The sequence below is a fragment of the Sinomonas atrocyanea genome, assembly GCF_001577305.1.
In the GTDB taxonomy this organism is placed as follows: domain Bacteria; phylum Actinomycetota; class Actinomycetes; order Actinomycetales; family Micrococcaceae; genus Sinomonas; species Sinomonas atrocyanea.
This window is the reverse complement of sequence record NZ_CP014518.1, coordinates 3,729,588-3,749,617: the sequence shown is the minus strand read 5'-3', so window position 1 is coordinate 3,749,617 and position 20,030 is coordinate 3,729,588. Positions and strand designations below refer to the sequence as shown.

General features: G+C 70.2%; 21 protein-coding genes and 2 pseudogenes. 12 read left to right on the top strand and 11 right to left on the bottom strand.

Annotated elements, in window-relative coordinates; all coding sequences use genetic code 11:
• Nucleotides 1-23: 23 nt before the first annotated feature.
• Nucleotides 24-704, top strand: a complete 681-nt coding sequence (locus SA2016_RS17225) for a GntR family transcriptional regulator (protein WP_066500463.1) — start codon at nt 24-26, stop codon at nt 702-704.
• Nucleotides 705-729: 25 nt separating this feature from the next.
• Here the strand turns inward: SA2016_RS17225 and SA2016_RS17220 are convergent, their stop codons facing one another.
• A complete protein-coding gene (locus SA2016_RS17220) occupies nt 730-927 on the bottom strand; it encodes a hypothetical protein (protein ID WP_141305609.1) in 198 nt (65 codons plus the stop codon).
• A gap of 577 nt (nt 928-1,504) precedes the next feature.
• Here SA2016_RS17220 and SA2016_RS17215 point away from each other — a divergent pair.
• The 4 genes from SA2016_RS17215 (at nt 1,505) to SA2016_RS17200 (ending at nt 5,869) form a co-directional block, all read left to right on the top strand.
• Nucleotides 1,505-1,957, top strand: a complete 453-nt coding sequence (locus SA2016_RS17215) for a hypothetical protein (RefSeq protein ID WP_066500459.1) — start codon at nt 1,505-1,507, stop codon at nt 1,955-1,957.
• Between the two features lie 99 nt (nt 1,958-2,056).
• A complete protein-coding gene (locus SA2016_RS17210; protein WP_229710751.1) occupies nt 2,057-3,202 on the top strand; it encodes a COG1470 family protein in 1,146 nt (381 codons plus the stop codon).
• Nucleotide 3,203: 1 nt separating this feature from the next.
• Nucleotides 3,204-3,704: a hypothetical protein gene (locus SA2016_RS17205; RefSeq protein WP_141305610.1), complete on the top strand. Its 501-nt coding sequence runs from the start codon at nt 3,204-3,206 to the stop codon at nt 3,702-3,704.
• Nucleotides 3,701-5,869, top strand: coding sequence for a beta strand repeat-containing protein (locus tag SA2016_RS17200; protein ID WP_066500457.1), 2,169 nt, complete (start codon nt 3,701-3,703; stop codon nt 5,867-5,869). Before SA2016_RS17205 ends, SA2016_RS17200 begins: the two co-directional genes overlap by 4 nt.
• A gap of 6 nt (nt 5,870-5,875) precedes the next feature.
• Here the strand turns inward: SA2016_RS17200 and SA2016_RS17195 are convergent, their stop codons facing one another.
• The 10 genes from SA2016_RS17195 to SA2016_RS17155 form a co-directional block, all read right to left on the bottom strand.
• The gene (locus SA2016_RS17195) at nt 5,876-6,265 is read right to left on the bottom strand and encodes a hypothetical protein (protein WP_141305611.1); all 390 of its coding nucleotides are present in this window, start codon (nt 6,263-6,265) and stop codon (nt 5,876-5,878) included.
• A complete protein-coding gene (locus SA2016_RS21565; protein ID WP_141305612.1) occupies nt 6,262-6,666 on the bottom strand; it encodes a hypothetical protein in 405 nt (134 codons plus the stop codon). The genes SA2016_RS17195 and SA2016_RS21565 overlap by 4 nt, the downstream gene beginning before the upstream one ends.
• Entirely contained in the window at nt 6,663-8,288 is a 1,626-nt protein-coding gene (locus SA2016_RS17185) for a radical SAM protein (RefSeq protein WP_066500454.1), read from the bottom strand. The genes SA2016_RS21565 and SA2016_RS17185 overlap by 4 nt, the downstream gene beginning before the upstream one ends.
• A gap of 31 nt (nt 8,289-8,319) precedes the next feature.
• Complete coding sequence (locus tag SA2016_RS17180; RefSeq protein WP_141305613.1) at nt 8,320-8,646, bottom strand: hypothetical protein; 327 nt, start codon at nt 8,644-8,646, stop codon at nt 8,320-8,322.
• A gap of 12 nt (nt 8,647-8,658) precedes the next feature.
• Nucleotides 8,659-8,808 carry a hypothetical protein gene (locus SA2016_RS21560; protein WP_157089145.1) on the bottom strand — a complete coding sequence of 50 codons (150 nt, stop codon included), beginning with the start codon at nt 8,806-8,808 and terminating at the stop codon, nt 8,659-8,661.
• A complete protein-coding gene (locus SA2016_RS17175) occupies nt 8,805-9,173 on the bottom strand; it encodes a hypothetical protein (RefSeq protein WP_066500450.1) in 369 nt (122 codons plus the stop codon). The genes SA2016_RS21560 and SA2016_RS17175 overlap by 4 nt, the downstream gene beginning before the upstream one ends.
• Nucleotides 9,170-9,946 carry a prolipoprotein diacylglyceryl transferase gene (locus SA2016_RS17170; protein ID WP_066500447.1) on the bottom strand — a complete coding sequence of 259 codons (777 nt, stop codon included), beginning with the start codon at nt 9,944-9,946 and terminating at the stop codon, nt 9,170-9,172. Before SA2016_RS17170 ends, SA2016_RS17175 begins: the two co-directional genes overlap by 4 nt.
• 92 nt (nt 9,947-10,038) lie before the next feature.
• Nucleotides 10,039-10,860, bottom strand: coding sequence for an SDR family oxidoreductase (locus tag SA2016_RS17165; RefSeq protein WP_066500443.1), 822 nt, complete (start codon nt 10,858-10,860; stop codon nt 10,039-10,041).
• A 55-nt stretch (nt 10,861-10,915) separates the two neighbouring features.
• Nucleotides 10,916-11,251: a hypothetical protein gene (locus SA2016_RS17160; RefSeq protein WP_066500441.1), complete on the bottom strand. Its 336-nt coding sequence runs from the start codon at nt 11,249-11,251 to the stop codon at nt 10,916-10,918.
• 71 nt (nt 11,252-11,322) lie between these two features.
• A complete protein-coding gene (locus tag SA2016_RS17155; RefSeq protein WP_066500437.1) occupies nt 11,323-11,547 on the bottom strand; it encodes a hypothetical protein in 225 nt (74 codons plus the stop codon).
• Between the two features lie 237 nt (nt 11,548-11,784).
• On the opposite strand from SA2016_RS17155, the gene SA2016_RS17150 reads away from it, so the two are divergent.
• From SA2016_RS17150 to SA2016_RS17125, 7 genes and pseudogenes are all read left to right on the top strand, one after another.
• Complete coding sequence (locus SA2016_RS17150; protein WP_229710752.1) at nt 11,785-12,987, top strand: NAD(P)/FAD-dependent oxidoreductase; 1,203 nt, start codon at nt 11,785-11,787, stop codon at nt 12,985-12,987.
• Between the two features lie 62 nt (nt 12,988-13,049).
• Nucleotides 13,050-14,225, top strand: a complete 1,176-nt coding sequence (locus tag SA2016_RS17145; protein WP_066500432.1) for an aromatic ring-hydroxylating oxygenase subunit alpha — start codon at nt 13,050-13,052, stop codon at nt 14,223-14,225.
• A 13-nt stretch (nt 14,226-14,238) separates the two neighbouring features.
• Nucleotides 14,239-14,496, top strand: a pseudogene (locus SA2016_RS17140) (bifunctional 3-phenylpropionate/cinnamic acid dioxygenase ferredoxin subunit); the annotation flags it as partial.
• Nucleotides 14,497-14,602: 106 nt separating this feature from the next.
• Nucleotides 14,603-14,773 (top strand): annotated as a pseudogene (locus SA2016_RS22345) (MFS transporter); the annotation flags it as partial.
• Between the two features lie 396 nt (nt 14,774-15,169).
• Nucleotides 15,170-16,849 (top strand): choline dehydrogenase, encoded by a 1,680-nt coding sequence (gene betA, locus SA2016_RS17135; RefSeq protein ID WP_066502778.1) that lies wholly within the window; start codon nt 15,170-15,172, stop codon nt 16,847-16,849.
• Nucleotides 16,846-17,958, top strand: coding sequence for a quaternary amine ABC transporter ATP-binding protein (locus SA2016_RS17130; RefSeq protein ID WP_066500430.1), 1,113 nt, complete (start codon nt 16,846-16,848; stop codon nt 17,956-17,958). The genes betA and SA2016_RS17130 overlap by 4 nt, the downstream gene beginning before the upstream one ends.
• A complete protein-coding gene (locus tag SA2016_RS17125) occupies nt 17,955-20,024 on the top strand; it encodes an ABC transporter permease (protein ID WP_066500428.1) in 2,070 nt (689 codons plus the stop codon). Before SA2016_RS17130 ends, SA2016_RS17125 begins: the two co-directional genes overlap by 4 nt.
• Nucleotides 20,025-20,030 lie beyond the last annotated feature (6 nt).

The window sequence follows — 20,030 nt, the reverse complement described above, 5'->3', positions numbered from 1 at the left end:
CAGTCGACATCGGGGAGGAACCCATGGCTGTTGCAGCGTCCCTGCTGGGACTCGAGAAGCGGAGCCTGCGCGAGCAGGCGCTCGCAGCGCTCCGCGGCGCCATCACCTCCGGCGAGCTTGCGCAGGGCCAGCACCTCGTGGAGACCGAGCTGTCCGAGATGCTCGGCATCAGCCGGGGAACCCTCCGCGAGGCCCTGAGGCAGCTCGAGCAGGAAGGCCTGGCCTCCGCCGGCCCCCGCGGCCGCCTCAGCGTCCGCCACCTCGACGCGAAGGAGATCCGGGACATCTTCGCGGTGCGCGGTGCGCTCGAGTCCCTCGCCGCGCGCACCCTCATCGAGCAGCCGCGGCGCGCCAAGGCCGTGGGCGAGCTCCGGGATGCGCTCGAGCGCATGGACGAGGCCGCGGGCCGCTCGCTCGAGGACAGGATCGAGGCCGACCTGGACTTCCACCGCCTCCTCTGCCGGCTCTCCGGGAACGAGACCCTGCTGCACCAGTGGCAGTCGCTCGAGGGGTCCATTCGCATGTCCATCATGTTCGCCGGGCTCGAGCGGGCCACGAGCAACATGAGCGTGGACCGGCACCGGGCCATCGTGGACGCGGTCGAGTCCGGGGACGCCGCGACGGCGCGGGAGACGATCCTCGCCCACATGGACTCCGCCTCGGACAACCTCGTCAGCGAGGACGCGGTGGCCCCGGCCCGCTGACCCTCGACGTCCGGAGCGTTGGGACTCAGCTCGTCAGACTGAACAGCGCAACAAGAAGGAAGCCCCCGATGACGAGCGTCAGCAGGCCCAGTGCCAGCAGCAGGCCCACGCCGAAGCGTCGGGTTGGCGCTCGCACAGTCAGGACAATCGCGATCGCGAGGTACGCGTAGTAGAGCGCTGGTGACACATAGCTGACGGCTGCGGGGTGGACCTGCGACATCATGATCCCCAGTCCTAGGAGCATTGGGATGGCAGCAGACCCTGCGACCAGTCCGCCCATCACCGAGCCCCGTCCCCGCGGTGGACGGCTGGCGGAAAGATCCTGCAGCGTGGCCGGTCGCGGATACTGGGGCATCCCCCCTGGGACGTCTCGGGTGCGCACACGATCTCCCTTTTCGGACGGAGGCGAGTGCCCCCCATCCTCGACCATTGCCGCATGGCTGTGGACCTGCAGACCGCCCTATGTGGACAAGTCCTCCCTCGGATAGCTGGCGGTTCGCCGGGCTGGCCACCTACGTGACCCGTCGTGCCCGCCGCTGCTGGGCGCTGGCGTGGGACGGCCGAGGCCCGGCGTTCCGCGCACCCTACCGGTGCGTAGGAAACAAGTAGGGCGCACGTTGTACCTGTCCGAAGAACAGGTACAACTACGTGTTTTCACGCACCCTGACGGGCTGAAAAAGTCCTCTCATCGGGCTCCTAGGAATCATCCGATCCGGGTCCGCGAAGTGTCTGAACAGTGGGGGTCTTCGGCATTCGCCGCACGTATCGCGCTGTTTCCCTCGTCACAAAGGAGCATTCCCATGAGCAAACTGTCCCTCAAGCGCAAGGCCGCCATCGCCGTCGCCACCGCCGGGTTGGTAGGCATCGGCGGCACTGCAGCCATCGCGTACTGGACCACCACCGGCACGGGCACTGGGAGCGCCAACGCCTCGGCCGGCGGCGGCACCGTGACACTCCACTCTTCGTTCGCGGCTGGTCTTGCGCCGGGCCAGTCGACGGCGGTGGCCTACACCGCCGACAACGCGAACGACTCAAGCACCAAGGTCGGCGCGCTCGCCGCCACCGTCGCTACGAGTGACCCGCAGTGTTCGCCTTCGTGGTTCACGGTCACGGCGAACACCTCCAACACGACCGTTGCCGGCAAGTCGACTGGCACCCAAGTCGGCAGTGGCACGCTCACGTTCCTTGATCCGGACGTCAACCAGGATGCCTGCAAGACCGCAACAATCACGGTCAACGTCACCAGCAATTAGCAGTTCCAGCGCTTGGCGGGACGGGTCTGGGCCCCGCCCGCCTGGCGCTGCGTCAGCCGTGAACGGAATGCCGGCAGCGCCGGCCAGAGGGGGCAGAGCGTGCGGGGTCTGGGGAAGCTCGTGGCGGGTGGGCCGCGGGGCATCAGGAGAGCAATCGGCATCGTGGTCATCAGCCTGCTCGGCGTGGCCCTGCCGGCGGGCGCGCTGCTCGCCGCGGCAGGGCAGACAGCCAAGTCGGCGTTCACCATCCAGGTCTCGCCGGCCAGCCAGTCGGTGGTCCGCGGGACCGCGGCATCTTTCACGGTCACGGTCTCGTCGCAGAACGGCTTCGAGGGCTCCGTGGCGCTGACCGCAGGCTCACTCCCGGCCGCGGCGACCGCCGGGTTCGCACCGTCGAACGTCTCGCTCACCTCTGGTTCGACGACGACGTCGACCTTCACCGTGACGACGACCTCGTCCACTCCCGCTGGGGCTGCCTCCCTCCAGGTCGTGGGCACCTCGGGGAAGACCACGGCGTCCGCCACGGCGGGCCTGACGGTCAACACCCCGCAGTCGGGAGCCGTTTCGCTCTCCAGCACGCCAGCGTCGCTCTCGCTGGCCGCGGGCTCGAGCGGCGTCTTCGACCTCAGCCTCACACGGACCAACCTCACCGGGCCGGTCGCCTTCACCCTCTCCGGGCTGCCCTCGGGCGTCGCGGCATCCTTCGCGCCGGCCAGCACCACGGGCTCGACGTCGGCTCTCCAGCTCACCGTGGACGCCGCCGCGAAGGCGACCACGGCGACGCTCACCATCGGCGCCTCGGGCCTGGACGCGACCGGAGCCACGAGGTCCGCGTCCGCGAGCGTGCAACTCGCCGTCGTCAGCAGCCCCAAGGCCTTCGGCATCGCGGGGACCATTCCGGGCGGCATCGCACCCGGGGTCACCGTCCCGGTAGGCCTGAGCATCACCAACCCGAACAACCAACCGCTCTCGGTGACCAACCTCTCCGTGACCCTGACCGGGGTGACCCAGACCTCGGACGCCGTGGCCAAGGGCCTGCCCTGCAGCGTGGCGGACTTCGCCGTCACCCAGTACACCGGCCCCTACCCGCAGACGATCCCCGCAGGGGGCACAGCCTCGCTCGCTTCGCTCGGGGTGCCGAGCAGCCAGTGGCCGCAGATCAAGATGCTCGATACCGCCGCCAACCAGGACGGGTGCAAAGGTGCGACCCTCCAGCTGGCGTACTCCGGATCCGGGGGGAACTGAGATGAACAAGCTCATGCAGCTCAGGGGCGGCAGGGGCGTCTCCGCGGCCGCCACCGCGGCAGCACTCGTCCTCGGGGGAGGTGCCGCCGCCTCCGCCTACTGGGGAACGACCGGAAGCGGATCTGGGTCGCAGACCGCCGGCCAGCTCCAGGTCCTCACCACCGAGGCCCTTGCCCAGCCAGCCGGCGGCCAGCAGCCGATCACCCCCGGAGGAGCGGCGGACGCCGCCGTGCGCGTCACCAACCCGAACTCCTACCCTGTGGAGCTCTACAGCGTGGCCTCTGCGGGCCCCGCCACGGCAGACGCCGCGCACGCGCAGTGCGTCACCACGGGCATCACGTTCCAGAACCCTGCGGTGCCGCTGGCCCCGACCGTCACGGTCCCCGCCAGCGGGAGCCTGACGGTGGTCCTTCCGGGCGCCGTCGCGATGGACCTCACCTCAGACCCGGGGTGCCAGGGCGCCTCGTTCCGGATCCCACTCACTCTCGAGGTGCGCAAGTGACTGCCATCCAGACCCGGCCCGCCCGCCGGTCCGTCCTGACCCCGACTGCGCGGCTCCGGCACGTCCTCCGCCGCGGCTGGGCCGCTCTGGCAGCCCTCCTGCTCGCGGCCACGGGCGGCGCCACCGCCTTCGCGTACTGGCAGGCCACCTCGACGGCCCCGGACGGGCTTGCCGTCGCAGACACACTCCTGCAGGGCAGCACCCCTTCAGCCCAGGCCGCCCAGGCGAACGTCACGGTCGCCTGGACCTCGAGCACGACGGCGGGCGGCCGCGCCGCGTCCGGCTACAGCGTGCGGCGCTACAGCGCCGCCACCGGTGGGACGCCCGTCGCTGCCACGGGCGGCTGCGCAGGCACCCTGGTTGCCGCTTCGTGCACGGAGGGCAGCGTCCCCGACGGCACCTGGTACTACACCGTCACTCCGGTGCTCGGCAACTGGTCCGGTCCGGAGAGCTCCAGGAGCGCCGCTGCCCTCGCCGATGCCACCGCACCGACCGTCTCTGCCGCAGTCTCACCCACTCCGAATGCCGCAGGCTACAACAGCATCAGCCCTGTCGCCGTCACCCTCACGGCGCAGGACAACCCCGGTGGCAGCGGCGTCGCCTCCGTCTCCTACTCTCTCGACGGCGCCCAGCAGGTGACGGCGCCCGGCGCGAATGCCGCGGTCTCGGTGGCCGGTGACGGAACGCACCAGCTCGCTTACTCCGCGACCGACGCCTCGGGCAACCTGGCGCCGAGCCAGTCCCTCACCGTGAAGATCGATACTCAGGCGCCGGGCACCCCGAGCCTCGTGGTCCCCTCGTACGTCAACGTCGCCAACGCCAGCAAGGTGACCGTGTCGGGCACCGCCGAGCCCGCCAGCACCGTGACGGTCACGGCGTCCGACGGCGCGGGGCACAGCGCGCGCCAGACGGCACCTGCCCAGTCGAACGGGTCGTGGACCATCGGCAACCTCGACCTCTCGGGCTTCACCGATGGAACGGTGACGTTCAGTGCAGCGGCCCAGGACGCCGCGGGCAACGTGGGCCCCGCGGCCTCGGCCACAGCCATCAAGGACACGGTGGCCCCAGCTGGAACCACGATCGCACCGCTGGTCGTCTCCTCGGCGGCGACGGCGTCCTCCACCCCTGCGGCCTCCGCGACCGTCAGCGGGGCGGCCGAGGCCGGCGCGACCGTGTCGCTCAGCATCTCGGGTGCGGGCGGCTCTCCCGTCAGCGGAAACGCGAAGGCCGACTCCTCAGGCGCCTGGTCCGTTGTGGGCCTCAATCTGACCTCCTTCGCCGACGGCCAGCTCACCTATGCGGCCTACGCGACCGATGCGGCGGGGAACGCGGGGCAGGCCGTCACCCAGACCGGAACGAAGAAGACCTCGACGGCGACGCCGACCTTCACCAACCCGCCCGCGACGATCATGGGAAACAAGGTCTCCTCTGTGCCCCTTGCCGGTACTGCCGAAGCGGGCGCATCGGTTGCGGTGACTGCCCGCGACGATGCCGGGCAGAGCGCCTCCGCGACCGCCTCAGGTTCCGCCACCTGGTCGGCCACTCTCGATCTGAGCCTGCTGAACTCCGGACCGATCACCTTCACAGCCAAGGCCACGGACGCGTACGGCAACACCGCCTCCGCCAGCGTGGGAAGCCGCATCGGTCCCAAGGTCAAGTCAGTCGCGGTCAACAACGGGGCCACCGCCGGGACGGCGGATGCGGGGGACAACATCGTCATCACGTTCAGCGAGGCGATGAAGCCGAGCTCGATCTGCAGCGCCTGGACAGCGACGGCAGGCCCCTGGGCGACGTCGGGCACCACCAGCGACTTCACCGTCCAGATCACCTCGGCCGGCGCTCTCACCGTGGCCTCGCCGACGACCGCCTGCCCGAGCGGGGGCTTCGGGACGGTCTCTCTCGGCGCCAACTACAGCAACAACTCCCAGACCCTCGTGTTCAAGCAGACCACCAGCGCCAACGGCAGCAAGTCCACCGCCGCCTCGAGGGCAAGCCTGAGCGCCGACGGAACGGTCCTCACCATCACCCTCGGGGATCTCTCCACCGGGACCGCCGCGAAGTCGGTGACGGCAGGCACCGCGACCTACCAGCCAGGCCCAGCGACCGACACCGCGTCGGTGGGGCTGCCATCCGATCCAGCGACCGCGTCAGGCAGCGGCTTCTGAAGCCCGCTAGCCGATGAGGGCAGGCATGACGAACAGGGCGGCCACGCACAGGCCCGCGCCGATGAGGATCCAGGCCCCGATGGCTATCAGCAGGCCGGCCCCGAAGCGCATCGTCGCCGGCCGGACCGTGAGGACGATCGCCCCGGCCACGTAGCCGAGGAACAGCAGGACGCCGATGAAGCCCGGTACCCAGCGGATGCTCGCGAGGGCCACGGAGAGGCCGAAGAGGAGCGCGAGGGCGCCGATCCCCGCGAAGAGGCCGCCCACGAGCGACCCCCCTCCGCGCCGTGGCGGCGGGTAGAGCGGGGGCTCGGGCGGCCAGCCGGGCTGCTGGGGCGGCTGAGGCGGCCAGCCTGGCGGCTGGGGCGGCCCCCAGCCGGGCGGTCGGTTGCTCATAGGATTCCCCCTTGGACCAGCAGCGAGCAGATTCCCCAGAGCCCCGCGGCGGTGAGTGCCGCAAGGTAGGCGAGGACGAGCCGGGTGTCGCGCAGGTAGCACTTCGACCGGGTGAGCCCGGCCCGCCGCGCCCTCCAGTAGCCGGCGAATCCCACGGCGGCGAAGACCACGAGCGCCACGGGTCCGGCGAGCCAGCCGAGCAGGGCGATCGTCGCGAAGACGCACAGCCGCAGCGGGTCGAACGGGGCCTGGTCCTCGCCTGCGGTGCCGCCTTCCTCAGGCGGGGCGGCGGACGACGCCGGCCGCGCGCCGTCGTGCGCCGCCGCACCGGCCGCGCCGCCCACCAGCTCGGAGGGGAGCGGCCCGGAGGCGATGCGCCGGGCGTCCTCCTCGGCGCTCACAGCACCTCCAGCGGCAGCGGCTCGCGGGGGAGCGCCCGCGGCAGCGGCACCCCCGTGGCGCTGCTCATCCGCTGCCGCGCGAGCCGGGGCCACGCCTGCACGGCACAGAACGGGGCGCACTGGTGCGCGCCGTCGTCGCCCTTGGTCCCGACGTGGACGCAGCACTGCATGAGCCGCTCCTCGATCATGGTCGAGATGTCCATGAACGGCTTGACCGTGATGCGGGTGACCCGCTCCGCCAGGAGCTTCCGCAGGCGCTGGTGCTGCCCGGGCAGCGAGCCGGCCGCGAGGGTCGTGAGGGTGCCGATGCCGAGGTCGCACTGGGTGCAGATGTTCTTCCACAGCTCGGCCGTGCTCGGATGCGAGAGGGAGGACTGCTCGCTGAGCAGGTCCAGCAGCGAGGACTTCATAATGGAGCGCAGGCCGAGGGGGAGCGCGCTGTCGGCGATGCGGTTGGCGATGGCGTCGGGGCTGAGCTCGAGCCACTCCAGCAGCCTGTCGTGGCCGATCAGGGCCGTCAGCGACCGCCAGACTCCGGAGTCGTCCTTGAGCATGTAGCCCACCGAGGCGCAGTGCGGGTGCGAGCACGGCAGCGCGGTGAGGTCGTGCCACGAGACCACCCCGCCGGTCTGCTCCTCGAGCCTGGCCAGGACTCCGCCGTGCGTGAGGCGGTCCGACGGGTCGATCCCGTGGCCGCGGCCCGAGCCGAACACCGGCTGCAGCGCCACGCCGCCCATGAACGGCGTCTCGAGGGCGCGCATCACCACATCGCCGATCTCGCCGTCGTTGACGCCGAGCGCCGCGGTCATGGTGAGGGTGGTGAAGACCCCGGCCGCCGAGAGGCGCGCGATTGCGGCGTCCTTGATGCGGGTGAGGTCGCCGCCCCGGTGGTGGACCGAGGCCTCCCTGGACCGGCCGTCGTACTGCAGGTAGACCTCTACCCGCTCGCGGTGGCGCTCCAGCAGCGAGAGCAGGCCGTCGTCCTGGGCGATGAGCACCCCGTTGCTGTTGACCATGATCCGCACGATCGGGCGGCCCACGAGCTCCTCGAGCAGCTCCGCGAGATAGGGGTACAGGGTGGGCTCGCCGCCGGAGAGCATGAGCACATCGAGCCGCCCGTTCTCCCTGGCCAGACGTGTGTCCACGTTCGCGAGGACCTCGTCCAGCGGGGCGACCCCCTGCAGCTGGGGGCCGGACGCGGTGAAGCACGTCGGGCAGCGCAGGTTGCAGTGCTCGATCACGTCCTGGAGCAGGATGCACGTGTGCTGCGTCTGCATGGCCGGCAGCCCGAAGGCGTAGGCCTCCGGCACAGCCCTGAAGTTCCCGGCGTCGTCCGGGACGTGCTGCTTGGTCGGCGCCTGCCACTTGTCCAGATAGGCCAGGATCTCCGGTGACTCGTCGTAGAGGGTGCGCACGAGCCCGTGGTCCGGGCAGCCGCGCTCGAGCCACACGCGCCCGTCGCGCACCATGAGCGCCCCGGCGAGCCGCCGGACCTGCGCGAGCGGCGGATTCTCCGCATGGCACTCGGGGCAGAAGGCAGTGACGTACCGGTGGATCCGGTCGCCGCGGAGTGGCTGGCCGGGTCCCAGTGGAGCCCGGCGGGGGGCGGGCGAAGGTCTCATGCTCTTGCTCCTGTTCGACGAGGATGGAAGGTCACGCGGCGCCAGGCGTTCTGGCGAGATCTGCAATGCAGGGCCCGCCGCCGATCAGGAGCCAGACGCCGAGGCCTAGCAGCAGGCCGGAGCCGAGGGCCCGGGACGGGCGCCAGACCGTCAGGCCGATGGCACCGACGAGGTAGATGGCCGCGGGGACGACTGCACCGACGCCGGCGCGCGCGTTCGGGTAGCCGCCGGAGCTGAGGTACATCACGAGGTAGACCACGAAGAGGCCCACCCACCCGAGACCGGTCGCCAGCGGCACCTGCGACCACCGGCTCGGTTCCGGGGGAAGGTCATCGCGGAGCGGGGGGCCTTTTCTCATCTCACGTGCTCCCTATCTCACCGTGCCGGCCACGCAGATGCCGGCCGCGATGATCAGACCCAGCCCCAAGGCGATCAGCATGATCGTGGCGAGGAGCCCGAACGCGCTGTCGCTCCAGGCCGAACCGCGCCAGCGTTGCCGGCGCGGCCTCCTTCCCCTCACGCCTGCCTCATCTGGACGAGGACGCCGACGCAGAGCTCGCCCCCGAGGAGGAGCCAGATGCCGAAGGCGATGAGCATTCCGGCCCCCGTCAGCGAGGTCTTCCGCCAGATGGCGAGCGCGACGGCGAGCGCCAGGTAGCCGGCGAACAGGCCCCAGAAGGTGATGGCGAGCCCGAGCGGGGCGCCGTACGGGCCCCGTGGCCCGATGGCCGGGAGCATCGAAAGCCCCACCACGTAGAGGTACAGCAGGCCGAGGCCGAGGGACAGCGGGAGGAAGCCGCCGCGTGCGGGCTTCGGCTCCTCGCCGGACGGCGGGGGTGGAGGCTCCGGCGAGGGGTCGCCCTGCTCCGGACGGTCCCCGTTCACGCGGTCTCTCCCGTGGCCCCGGCTGCAGCGGCGGTCTCAGCGGTGTGGGGGCCCGCGAAGACCTTCCACACGCGCCAGGCGAGCAGGGGTAGCATCGCGAGGAGGAACCACTGGGGCCGGCTCATACCGAGCCAGAGGTCCTCGTTGCCGCGGACGAACTCGACGGCGAAACGGAAGAGGGCGTAGGCGGCCACGTACAGGACGAAGAGGTCTCCCGAGCGCCGCACGCGCTCGCGGTAGCGGACCATGAGGGCGAACGCCACCGCGTGGAACACGATCTCGTACACGAACGAAGGGTGCAGCCCCACACCTGCCGGCGCGCCGAACATCGCCGCCTGCTGGGGAGTGAGCGCGATGCCCCAGGCGCCGCCCGTGGGCGTGCCGGGAAGCTCGGTGAGCAGGCAGCCGATCCGGCCGATGGACATGGCGAGCGCCACGGCCGGGGCGAACAGGTCCCCGGTGGAGGGCCGGTACCCGAGGAGCCGCTTGCCGAGGTGCACGCCGAGCCAGGCCCCGACGAGGCCTGCCAGGATGCTCCGGTCGCCCTCCACCCACCAGTCGACGGGGGAGACTGACCTGGTCGGGTCCCACGTGATGCGCGAGCCGATCGCACCGAAGGCCACCGCGAACCCCGCCAAAGCCCACAGCCGCGGGTCGTCGAGCCCCCGGCGGCGCTTCTCCACGGCATAGAACACCAGCGCCGCGGCGATGCCCAGGCCCATGAGCACGCCGTGGACCACACCGTTCCCCGCGTACGGCAGCCCCCACGTCATGGGCCCTACAGTAGGGCCGGGGATACCCGCCGGAGTAGAGCCCAAGCGCCTCTGTGGACAACTGCCTCCGCGGGTTCAGCGTGCCTTGGCGCTCAGCGCGCCTTCTGCGCCGCCCGTCCCACGAAGCGGTCCATGCCCCGGTTGATCCCGAAGAAGTCGGCGAGCCGGTCGAACGCCCGCGTGGGGAGCGCCCGCATGAGCGGCACGAGGCGGGCGAACGGCGGCAGGACGATCTGCTCGCGGCCGGACTCGATGCCGTCGATGACCTTCAGCGCCACCTCCTGCTCCTCGAGGATCGGCAGCAGCAGGGGGAATCGGGTCGAGACCCCGGCGAACATGCCGGTGTTGATGTAGTACGGGCAGACCGCGAGCGTCCCGATTCCGTGCCCGTCGGCGCGGAGCTCGGCGCGCAGCGACTCGGTGAAGCCCAGCGCGGCGAATTTGGAGGCCGAGTAGTCCGTCTGGCGTGCGACGCCGATCAGCCCGGCTGCGCTCGCGATGGTGGCCACGGTGCCGCGCCGGCGGGCGATCATGCCGGGCAGGAACGCGCGCGTGACCCAGTAGAGCGCGAGGGCGTTGACCTCGAAGGTGCGACGGATGGACTCCTCGGTCGCCTCGAGCAGGGGCTTGCCGGCCACGACGCCGGCGTTGTTCACGAGCACGTCCACGTCTCCCGTCTCGCGGGCCGCTGCCGCGACGCGGGCCGGGTCCGTGACGTCCACGGCGTACGAGCTGGCAAGGCCCCCGGCGGCGACGATCTCCGCGGCGACCGCCGTGCCGCCGTCGTCCGAAAGGTCCCAGACCACCACCTCGGCGCCCCGCCGGGCCGCCTCGAGGGCCATGAGCCGGCCGATTCCGGAGGCTCCTCCAGTGATCAGGATGCGTGCGCCACGAAGGCGGGTTCCTCGGTACATGTGACCTAGGTTACCAACGAGTAGCTTTTGGGGAACCCCCGCGGCGGCGCGGATTTCAGGCGATTCCCCCGGTCTGGGCGAGCATGGAGAGCCAGATCTCGCCGCCGAGGAAGAGCCATACGCCCAGGCCGACGAGCAGGCCGGCGCCGAGGTTGCGGTACGGGCCCTTGCGGATGGCGAGCACGAGCGCCCCGGCCAGGTAGAGGAACCCCGGGAGGAAGGCGAGGGTGCCGATGCCGCCCTGCGGGCCGACGGCGGCCAGGATCGCTCCGTAGACAATGTAGAGGACGGCGGCGCCCGCGACGATTCCCGCACCGAAGCCGCTGCCGCTGAATCCCGGCCGCGGGCCCGGCGTCGGAGTGCGGCGGTACCCGGGCGACGTCTGCCCCATGAACGGTGACCCTACTGCCGGGCGGCCATGACGCAAAAGGTGGGGGCGGGTCCTGCCCGCGGCCGGAGCGGTCAGGCCCAGACCGAATACCCGCCCCACTTGTCGTAGAGCTTGCGGCGCTGGACTCCCCACGGCGCGAGCCAGAGGACTGAGTCGTCCGCCGTGGCCTGCTCGACCTCTCCCGTGGCCACCAGCTGGCCCTCGAGCCAGACCTCCACGGTGCGCCCGATGAGGCGGGACCAGTCTTCGCGCTGGCCCCGCCCGCTGTTGGTCTTGAGTGCACTGGTCCGCTTCATTGCAGGTCCACCACCCCTCAGGTCTGTCATATGCATCTGATATATCAACACGGTAAGGGCTTGTCGCTCACGGGTCAACCGCTCCTTCGGGGGAGAAGATGTTTCACCCCGGTGACATCTTTCTGGTGTTTTAAAAAACCCTTGACGTCGATCTGTGGCGTCGCTCACTGTTGTGTATGTCGAAACCAGTTGCACCAAACGCAATTGATTTCCACGCGGCCAGCACATCTCAGGAGCATGATGAAGACTCTCGCCATCGTTGGATCATCCCTCGCCGGCCTGTCCGCCGCCCGCGCGGCCCGAGCCGAGGGATTCGACGGTCGGCTCGTCCTGATCGGCGAGGAGCCGCACCGTCCCTATGACCGCCCGCCGCTGAGCAAGGACTTCCTCAGCGGGAAGGTCGGACCGGAGGCGCTGCGGCTCGAGAGCGATGACGAGGACCTCGCCGCCGAGTGGGTCCTCGGGCAGCGGGCGGCCTCCCTCGACCCGAGGGAGCGGGCCGTGGTGCTCGAGGACGGGACGAGGGTCGAGGCGGACGGCGTCGTCCTGGCCACCGGCTCCACCGCCCGCGTGCTCCCGGCCCTCGACGGATTCGAGAATGTGCACACCCTGCGCTCGCTCGACGACGCACAGCGACTCGGGGATGCCCTCGCTCCGGGGGTGCGGCTGCTGGTTGTCGGGGCAGGCCTCATCGGGGCGGAAGTGGCCTCGACCGCGCGTGCCGCGGGCGCTGAGGTCGTCATCCTCGCAGGCAGGGGCGTGCCGCTCGACCGGTGTGTCGGCCCGCGGATGGGAGCGGTGATCGCCGGGCTCCACGCCGCGCACGACGTCGAGCTGATCCACGGCGCTGCCATCGAGGCAGTGCGGGCCGCGGGAGCGCGCGTCCGTTCCGTTGAGCTCAGCAGCGGACGGGTCATCGAGGTCGACGCGGTGCTGGTCGCCGTCGGCGGAGAGGCGGCCACCGGCTGGCTCTCCGGGTCCGGGCTCGAGGTCGCGGACGGCGTGGTCTGCGACGAGCACGGCCGCACTCGGCTGCCCGGCGTCGTCGCTGTCGGCGACTGCGCAGCATGGCGAGACCACCACCTCGGCCGCCCGCATCGGCTCGGCCACTGGAATGCCGCCCTCACCCAGCCGGCCCGGGCCGTCCGTGCCCTCCTGGGATCGCCCGATCCCGAGCCGCAGTCCACGCTCCCGTACTTCTGGTCCGACCAGTACGGAATCCGCATCCAGTTCAGCGGCCACGCAGAGCTCGCCGACCGGATCGAGATCGAGGCGGGCGACGCCGAAGCACACAGCTTCCTGGCCGCCTACTACCGCGGAGACGACCCGGTTGCGCTGCTCAGCTGCGCGCAGGCCAAGCTCTTCGCGAAGCGGCGGCGGGACGTCGAACGCTCCCAGCGCGCCCGCATCGCCGAGACACTCGGCGCACTCCTGAACTAGGCGGCCCACGCGCCGTCGAAGAAGACCTTTCCCCTTCATCCACCATCCGACGAGGAGAAGACATGACCACTGCACCTGAGAAGACCGAGGCAGCCAAGGGCGGAGTGAGGATCTCCGAGAGCCTCATCGCGACCCTCCCCGGCTCGACGTACGTCGACGAAGCCGTCTTCCGGGCCGAGCAGGAGCGCATCTTCGAGCAGATGTGGTTCTGCGCCGTTCGCTCGGCAGACCTCGATGGTCCCGGGACCTTCAAGACCGTCCAGATCGGGCGCGAGAGCGTCATCGTCTCCCGCAACCGCAAGGGTGAGATCCGGGCGTTCTTCAACATCTGCCGGCACCGCGGCGTCAAGCTCTGCATGGAGGATTCCGGCAAGGCCGAGCGCTCCTTCCAGTGCCCGTACCACGCCTGGACCTACGACCTCGACGGCAAGCTCATCGCTGCGCCGAACCTCACCAAGATGCCGGACATCGACCGCCAGGAGTACGGCCTCGTCAAGGTCCACATCCGCGAGTACCTCGGCTACGTGTGGCTGTGCCTGGCCGAGGAGCCGCCCTCGTTCGAGGACGATGTGATGGGCGCGATCGAGACCCGGCTCGGCGACGTGCACAAGATCGACGGCTACGACGTGGCGAACCTGGCCCTGGGCCGCAGGATCACCTATGACGTGAAGGCCAACTGGAAGCTCATCATCGAGAACTTCATGGAGTGCTACCACTGCGCGACCATCCACCCGGAGCTGACGGAGGTGCTTCCCGAGTTCGCGGACGGCCTCGCGGCCCAGTACTTCGTGGGCCACGGGGCCGAGTTCGGCGCCGACATCAAGGGCTTCACCGTGGACGGCTCGGAGGGCCTCGACGTCATCCCCGGCGTCGGCGAGGACCAGGACCGCCGCTACTACGCGATCACCATCAAGCCGACGGTCTTCGTCAACCTCGTCCCGGACCACGTCATCATCCACCGCATGTTCCCGATGGCCGCGGACCGCACGATCGTCGAGTGCGACTGGCTCTACCTCCCCCACGTGGTGGAGAGCGGCAAGGACCTCGACGCATCGGTGGAGCTGTTCCACCGGGTCAACGAGCAGGACTTCGATGCGTGCGAGCGGTGCCAGCCCGCGATGGCCTCCAGGATCTACGCCCACGGCGGAGTGCTCGTGCCGAGCGAGCACCACATCGGCGAGTTCCACGACTGGGTGACGTCCAAGGTCGGCGACGTCATTGCGACGAACCAGGAGTGAGGAGGAGAGTCCCATGAGCGAGAGCATGAAGCACATCTGCCCCCTGTCGGAGCTCGCGAGGGGCGACGCCATGCGGATCGAGACACGGCCCCCCATCGCGCTCTTCCACACCGAGGAGGGCGAACTGTTCGCGATCGACGACACCTGCACCCATCAGGATGCCTCGCTCGCGGACGGCTACGTGGAGGGATGCGAGGTCGAGTGCCCCCTCCACGCCTCGAAGTTCAGCCTCCGCACGGGCACCGTGGACGCTCCGCCGGCGAAGCTGCCGGTGCGCGTGCACACCGTGGAAGTGCGCGATGGCGAGATCTACCTCCAGGAGTCCGACGAAGCGCCCAACCTTCCCCCGGCATCACGGTGGACGGCCACGTCTGAGGGGGCGCGGGAGATTCGTGAGCGAGTATGCCGCGGACCGGCGCCGCGGCTACTTCGCGAGCTTCCCCGACAGGGGCTCCTACCTCGGATTCGCGGCCAGGTCCGTGCTCGTCTCGATACTCCAGCTCAGGCTCGGTGCGTCGGCCACGGGGGAGTACGGCTGGAGAATCCCTCGCGCGCTCGGCCCTCACCCGAAGGGGTGTGTAAGGCCGAGTCCAAGGGCGCACTCCGGGTCGATGTGAAGTGAATGTTTCTGAATACGACTGATATACCTGACTACTTTATGGGTCCCTCGGGGTCGTGGTCAATGGGCCGCCGAGGCCTGATGTTTCCTGCCGGTGACATTCTTCTGACCCTTCGAAAAATGCTTGACACTCCCTTCGGAGGTGCCCGAGTGTTGTGCCAATCGAAGTCTGTTGCACCTTATGCAATTCCCCGGGGCCTTGAGGCCTCTCCCTTTGAACTCTCCGAGTCTTTGCACTATCCCGCCTAACCCCAGGAGCAGACATGACGACCGCACAGGAGAAGCTCGACGCCGCGACGGGCGGCGTTCCGGATCGGTGGGGATCATGACGAAGCAGACCTATGACTACGTGATCGTGGGGGGCGGAAGCGCCGGGTCCGTCCTCGCCGACCGGCTCAGCGCAGACGGGGACCGAACGGTGCTCGTGCTCGAGGCTGGCCGCAGCGACTACCCGTGGGACCTCTTCATCCAGATGCCGGCCGCCCTCACCTTCCCGAGCGGCAACCCGTTCTACGACTGGCGCTACGAGTCCGATCCAGAGCCCTTCATGGGCGGGCGCAGGGTCGCGCACGCCCGCGGCAAGGTCTTGGGCGGCTCGAGCTCGATCAACGGGATGATCTTCCAGCGCGGGAACCCGCTGGACTATGAGCGCTGGGGGGCGGACCCCGGCATGGAGAGCTGGGACTTCGCCCACTGCCTCCCCTACTTCAAGCGGATGGAGAACGCCCTCGCCGCCTCCCCCGAGGACCCCTTCCGGGGCCACGAGGGTCCGCTCATTCTCGAGCGCGGGCCCGCCACCAACCCGCTGTTCCAGGCGTTCTTCGACGCCGCCGTCCAAGCCGGCTACCCGCGCACAGATGACGTGAACGGCTACCGCCAGGAAGGCTTCGGACCGTTCGACCGAAACGTCCACAAGGGCGAGCGCTACTCCGCGTCGCGCGGCTACCTGCGCCCCGCTCGGAAGCGGTCCAACGTCACCGTGAGGACGCTCGCGACGGTGACCGGGATCGAGTTCCAGGGGACGCGGGCCACGGGGGTAAGGTACCGCCGCGGCGGCCAGAGCCACACGGTGAGCGCGGGAGAGGTCATCCTCTGCGGCGGCGCCTTCAACACCCCGCAGCTGCTCCAGCTGGCCGGCATCGGCGATCCGCAGCACCTCCGGTCCGTCGGTGTCGCGCCGCGCGTCGCCCTCGCCGGCGTCGGGGAGAACCTCCAGGACCACCTCGAGGTCTACATCCAGCACGCCTGCCTGCAGCCCGTCTCCCAGCAGCCTTCCCTCGACCTCTGGAGAATGCCCTTCATCGGACTCGAGTGGCTGCTGGGACGGAAGGGGCCGGCGGCGACGAACCACTTCGAGGGCGGCGGCTTCGTGCGCTCGAACGACGAGGTCGCCTACCCGAACCTGATGTACCACTTCCTCCCCGTAGCAGTGCGCTACGACGGGAAGAAGGCCGAGGTCGAGCACGGCTTCCAGGTGCACGTCGGACCCATGTACTCGGATGTGCGCGGTCACCTGAAGATCCGCTCGGCGGATCCGTCGGAGCGCCCCTCGATCCTGTTCAACTACCTCTCGACCGAGAACGATCGCCGTGAATGGATCGAGGCCGTCAACGTCTCCCGCGAGATCCTCCGCCAGCCGGCAATGGCGCCGTTCAACGGCGGGGAGATCTCTCCCGGCCCGTCGGTCACGACCGACCAGGAGATCCTCGACTGGGTCGCCCGGGACGCCGAGACCGCCCTCCACCCCTCGTGCACCGCGAAGATGGGCCCCCCCTCGGACCCGATGGCCGTCGTCGACCCCCACACGATGAAGGTCCACGGCACCGAGGGGCTGCGCGTCGCGGACGCCTCCGCCATGCCCTACGTGACCAACGGCAACATCTTCGCCCCCGTGATGATGCTCGCGGAGAAGGCCGCGGACCTCATCCTCGGCCGTGAGCTCCCCGCCGAAGCCGAACCCTTCTACCGCCACACCCCGCTCAGCCAACTCGAGGAGGCATCATGAGCGCCCCGACTCTGGACCCCGAAACTACACGCCGTGCGGCGCGCCGCGAAGGCTCCAGCGAGCCGGCCCTGAAGGTCGAGGGCCTGTGGAAGATCTTCGGCGCGAAGGCCGACAAGATCATCGGAACCCCGGACGAGCACCTGACCCGGAAAGAGCTGCAGAGCAAGACCGGCTGCCTCGCCGCCGTCAAGGACGTCTCCTTCGAGGTCGCCCCGGGAGAGGTCTTCGTGGTCATGGGGCTTTCGGGCTCGGGCAAGTCGACCCTCGTGCGGCTGCTGACGCGGCTCATCGAGCCGACCGCGGGAAGCGTGAGGATCGACGGCGAGGACGTCACCTGTGCGAGCAAGGCCAAGCTGCGTTCCATGCGGCGCAACCACATGGCCATGGTGTTCCAGCAGTTCGGCCTCCTCCCGCACCGGAAGGTGCTCGACAACGTGGCCTACGGCCTCGAGGTCCGCGGCGAGGGCAAGGCAGCCCGGCTCGCCCGGGCCCAGGAGATGGTCGACCTCGTGGGCCTCTCCGGCTACGAGAACTCGTTCCCGGACCAGCTCTCGGGCGGCATGCAGCAGCGCGTGGGCCTGGCCCGGGCGCTGGCCGTGGACCCGCAGGTGCTGCTGTTCGACGAGCCGTTCTCGGCCCTCGACCCGCTGATCCGCCGGGACATGCAGAACGAGGTGTGCCGGCTGCACGAGGAAGTGGGGAAGACGATGGTCTTCATCACCCACGACCTGCAGGAGGCGCTCAAGCTCGGCGACCGCATCCTCATCATGCGCGACGGCGAGATCGTCCAGATCGGGACGCCGGCCGAGGTCGTCGCGCACCCCGCGGACGCCTACGTGCGCGACTTCGTCTCCGACGTCCCCCGCTCCCACGTGCTCACCCTGCGCTACGTCGTCCGCGCCCCGGGCTCCGACGAATCGCTCGAGGGACCCGTGATGCAGGCGGACTGCGTGGTGCGCGACGCCGCGCGGCAGGTCCTGCAGTCCTCCCTGCCGGTGCGCGTCTATGACGGGGAGCGCTTCCTCGGGGTGGTCGACGACGACGACATCCTGCGCGTGGTCGTAGCCGAGGAGGAATCCGTGGCGGGCGGCCGGGGCGGTGCGGCATGAGCACGGTGGCGCCCGACCGCACCGAGGCCGCCGGCGGACCTCCCGCTCAGGCGCGCGAGCGGGGCGCTGAGCCGGCAACCCGGCCGCCGGTCTCCCGGGGCGCCTTCGTCCGCCGCCACTGGCGCCCGGTGCTGCTGGCCGCGGTCGTCGTGGGCTGGCTGGTGCTGTGGGGCCTCTTCCGGGGAACCCAGACCCTCGAGCTCGGCGGTGCGGACAAGACCGACGTCCACCTCTGGCTCAACGGTCTCCGCGACAGCTTCGACACCGCGCGCAGCCAGTCGCCCTTCTTCACCTCGGTCGTGCAGCCCATCACCGACGGCCTGAACGGGGCCGTGGCGTTCCTGCAGCACCTCCTGAGCCAGCCCTCGGCGCTGCGCCCCGTGCCCGAGGTCGGCTGGCTCGGCGTCCTGGCCCTGCTCGCCTGGCTGGCGTTCGTGCTCGCGGGCGTCCGCTCGATGATCCTCGTGGCAGCGTGCGTGCTGCTGTTCGGCTTCTTCGGCTACTGGCAGCAGAGCATCGACACGCTCATCGTGACCTTCGTCGCCGTCGGCCTCTGCGCCCTGACAGGGCCCCCGCTGGGGATCTGGATGGCGCGCAGCCGGCGCGTCTCCGCAGTCCTCTCTCCGCTGCTGGACCTGGCCCAGACGCTGCCCTCGTTCGCCTACCTCGCCCCGCTGGCGCTCGTCTTCGGGATCGGCCCCGCCTCGGCGATCGTCACGACGATCATCTACTCGCTCCCCCCGCTCGTGCGCATCACCGAGCACGGCATCCGCAACGTCTCGCCGACCACGCTCGAGGCCGTCACGTCCATGGGCGGAACAGCGTGGCAGACGCTGACCAAGGTGCAGCTTCCCATGGCGCGGCGCACGATCGTCGTCGGCATCAACCAGTGCACGATGGCGGCCCTGTCCATGGCCACCATCGCCGCCCTCATCAACGGTCCCGGCCTCGGCCAGCCCGTCCTGCAGTCGCTGCAGTCGCTCGACGTCGGCTCGGCGTTCGTCTCCGGCCTCGCGATCGTCCTCATGGCGATCATGCTCGACCGCACGACGACGGCGGCCTCCGAGCGCTCGGGGATCGAGGCCCGCGTCCAGCGGGGCTCGCGCAGCGGGGGCCTGCGCGGACCGAAGGGGCGGCGCGCAGTCGCCATCGCATCAGCCGCCCTCGCTGCCGTGGCCATCTGGCTCTCGCACAGCTACCTCGCCCTGGCGAAGTTCCCCTCCTCGCCGGACCTCGGCGGACCGCTCGCCCAGGCCGTCTCCGCGGCCACCGACTGGACCGTGCACACGTTCTCCGGCTTCACCGAGTGGCTCAAGGAGGCCGTCACTGCTCTCCTGGTCAACCCGCTCGAGTCGCTCCTGGCGCAGTCGCCCTGGTGGACCATGGCACTCGTGCTGCTCGGCATCGCCTTCGCCCTGGGCGGCCGGCGCGCCTGCGCCGCGACCCTCGTCTGCGAGGCGGTGATCCTCGGCACCGGGCTCTGGAACGAGAGCATGAAGACCCTCGCGACCACGCTCGTGGCGACGTTCCTCGTGGTGATCGCGGCCGTGATCGTGGGCGTCCTGATGGGGCGCAGCAAGCTCGTCGACTCGATCGTGCGGCCGGTGCTGGACGCGTTCCAGACCATCCCGTCGTTCGTGTACCTCGTCCCCGCGCTGGCCCTGTTCGGTCCCACCCGGTTCACCGCGATCGTCGCCGCCGTCGCCTACGGCGTCCCGATCGCCACCAAGCTCGTCGCGGACGGTATCCGCGGCGTGTCCCCGGTCACCGTCGAGGCCTCGGAATCGATGGGCACCACGCCCTGGCAGATGGTCACCAAGGTCCAGCTGCCCATGTCCAGGGCCGCCGTCATCCTCGCCGCCAACCAGGGCCTGCTCTACGTCCTGTCCATGGTCGTGGTCGGCGGACTCGTCGGCGGCGGGGGGCTCGGCTACCTCGTCGTCTCCGGCTTCTCCCAGAGCCAGCTCTTCGGCAAGGGCCTCGCCGCCGGCATCGCCATCACCGCACTCGGAGTCATGCTCGACCGCATCACCCAGCACGCCGCTGCCCGCCTGGGCAACGCCTGATCAAGG

Excerpts from the sequence above, each read along its gene's own strand:
- SA2016_RS17225 (WP_066500463.1), top strand. The coding sequence starts at position 24 with ATGGCTGTTGCAGCGTCCCTGCTGGGACTCGAGAAGCGGAGCCTGCGC.
- SA2016_RS17220 (WP_141305609.1), bottom strand. The coding sequence starts at position 927 with ATGATGTCGCAGGTCCACCCCGCAGCCGTCAGCTATGTGTCACCAGCG.
- SA2016_RS17215 (WP_066500459.1), top strand. The coding sequence starts at position 1,505 with ATGAGCAAACTGTCCCTCAAGCGCAAGGCCGCCATCGCCGTCGCCACC.
- SA2016_RS17205 (WP_141305610.1), top strand. The coding sequence starts at position 3,204 with ATGAACAAGCTCATGCAGCTCAGGGGCGGCAGGGGCGTCTCCGCGGCC.
- SA2016_RS17195 (WP_141305611.1), bottom strand. The coding sequence starts at position 6,265 with ATGAGCAACCGACCGCCCGGCTGGGGGCCGCCCCAGCCGCCAGGCTGG.
- SA2016_RS17185 (WP_066500454.1), bottom strand. The coding sequence starts at position 8,288 with ATGAGACCTTCGCCCGCCCCCCGCCGGGCTCCACTGGGACCCGGCCAG.
- SA2016_RS17180 (WP_141305613.1), bottom strand. The coding sequence starts at position 8,646 with ATGAGAAAAGGCCCCCCGCTCCGCGATGACCTTCCCCCGGAACCGAGC.
- SA2016_RS17170 (WP_066500447.1), bottom strand. The coding sequence starts at position 9,946 with ATGACGTGGGGGCTGCCGTACGCGGGGAACGGTGTGGTCCACGGCGTG.
- SA2016_RS17165 (WP_066500443.1), bottom strand. The coding sequence starts at position 10,860 with ATGTACCGAGGAACCCGCCTTCGTGGCGCACGCATCCTGATCACTGGA.
- SA2016_RS17160 (WP_066500441.1), bottom strand. The coding sequence starts at position 11,251 with ATGGGGCAGACGTCGCCCGGGTACCGCCGCACTCCGACGCCGGGCCCG.
- SA2016_RS17155 (WP_066500437.1), bottom strand. The coding sequence starts at position 11,547 with ATGAAGCGGACCAGTGCACTCAAGACCAACAGCGGGCGGGGCCAGCGC.
- SA2016_RS17150 (WP_229710752.1), top strand. The coding sequence starts at position 11,785 with ATGATGAAGACTCTCGCCATCGTTGGATCATCCCTCGCCGGCCTGTCC.
- SA2016_RS17145 (WP_066500432.1), top strand. The coding sequence starts at position 13,050 with ATGACCACTGCACCTGAGAAGACCGAGGCAGCCAAGGGCGGAGTGAGG.
- betA (WP_066502778.1), top strand. The coding sequence starts at position 15,170 with ATGACGAAGCAGACCTATGACTACGTGATCGTGGGGGGCGGAAGCGCC.
- SA2016_RS17130 (WP_066500430.1), top strand. The coding sequence starts at position 16,846 with ATGAGCGCCCCGACTCTGGACCCCGAAACTACACGCCGTGCGGCGCGC.
- SA2016_RS17125 (WP_066500428.1), top strand. The coding sequence starts at position 17,955 with ATGAGCACGGTGGCGCCCGACCGCACCGAGGCCGCCGGCGGACCTCCC.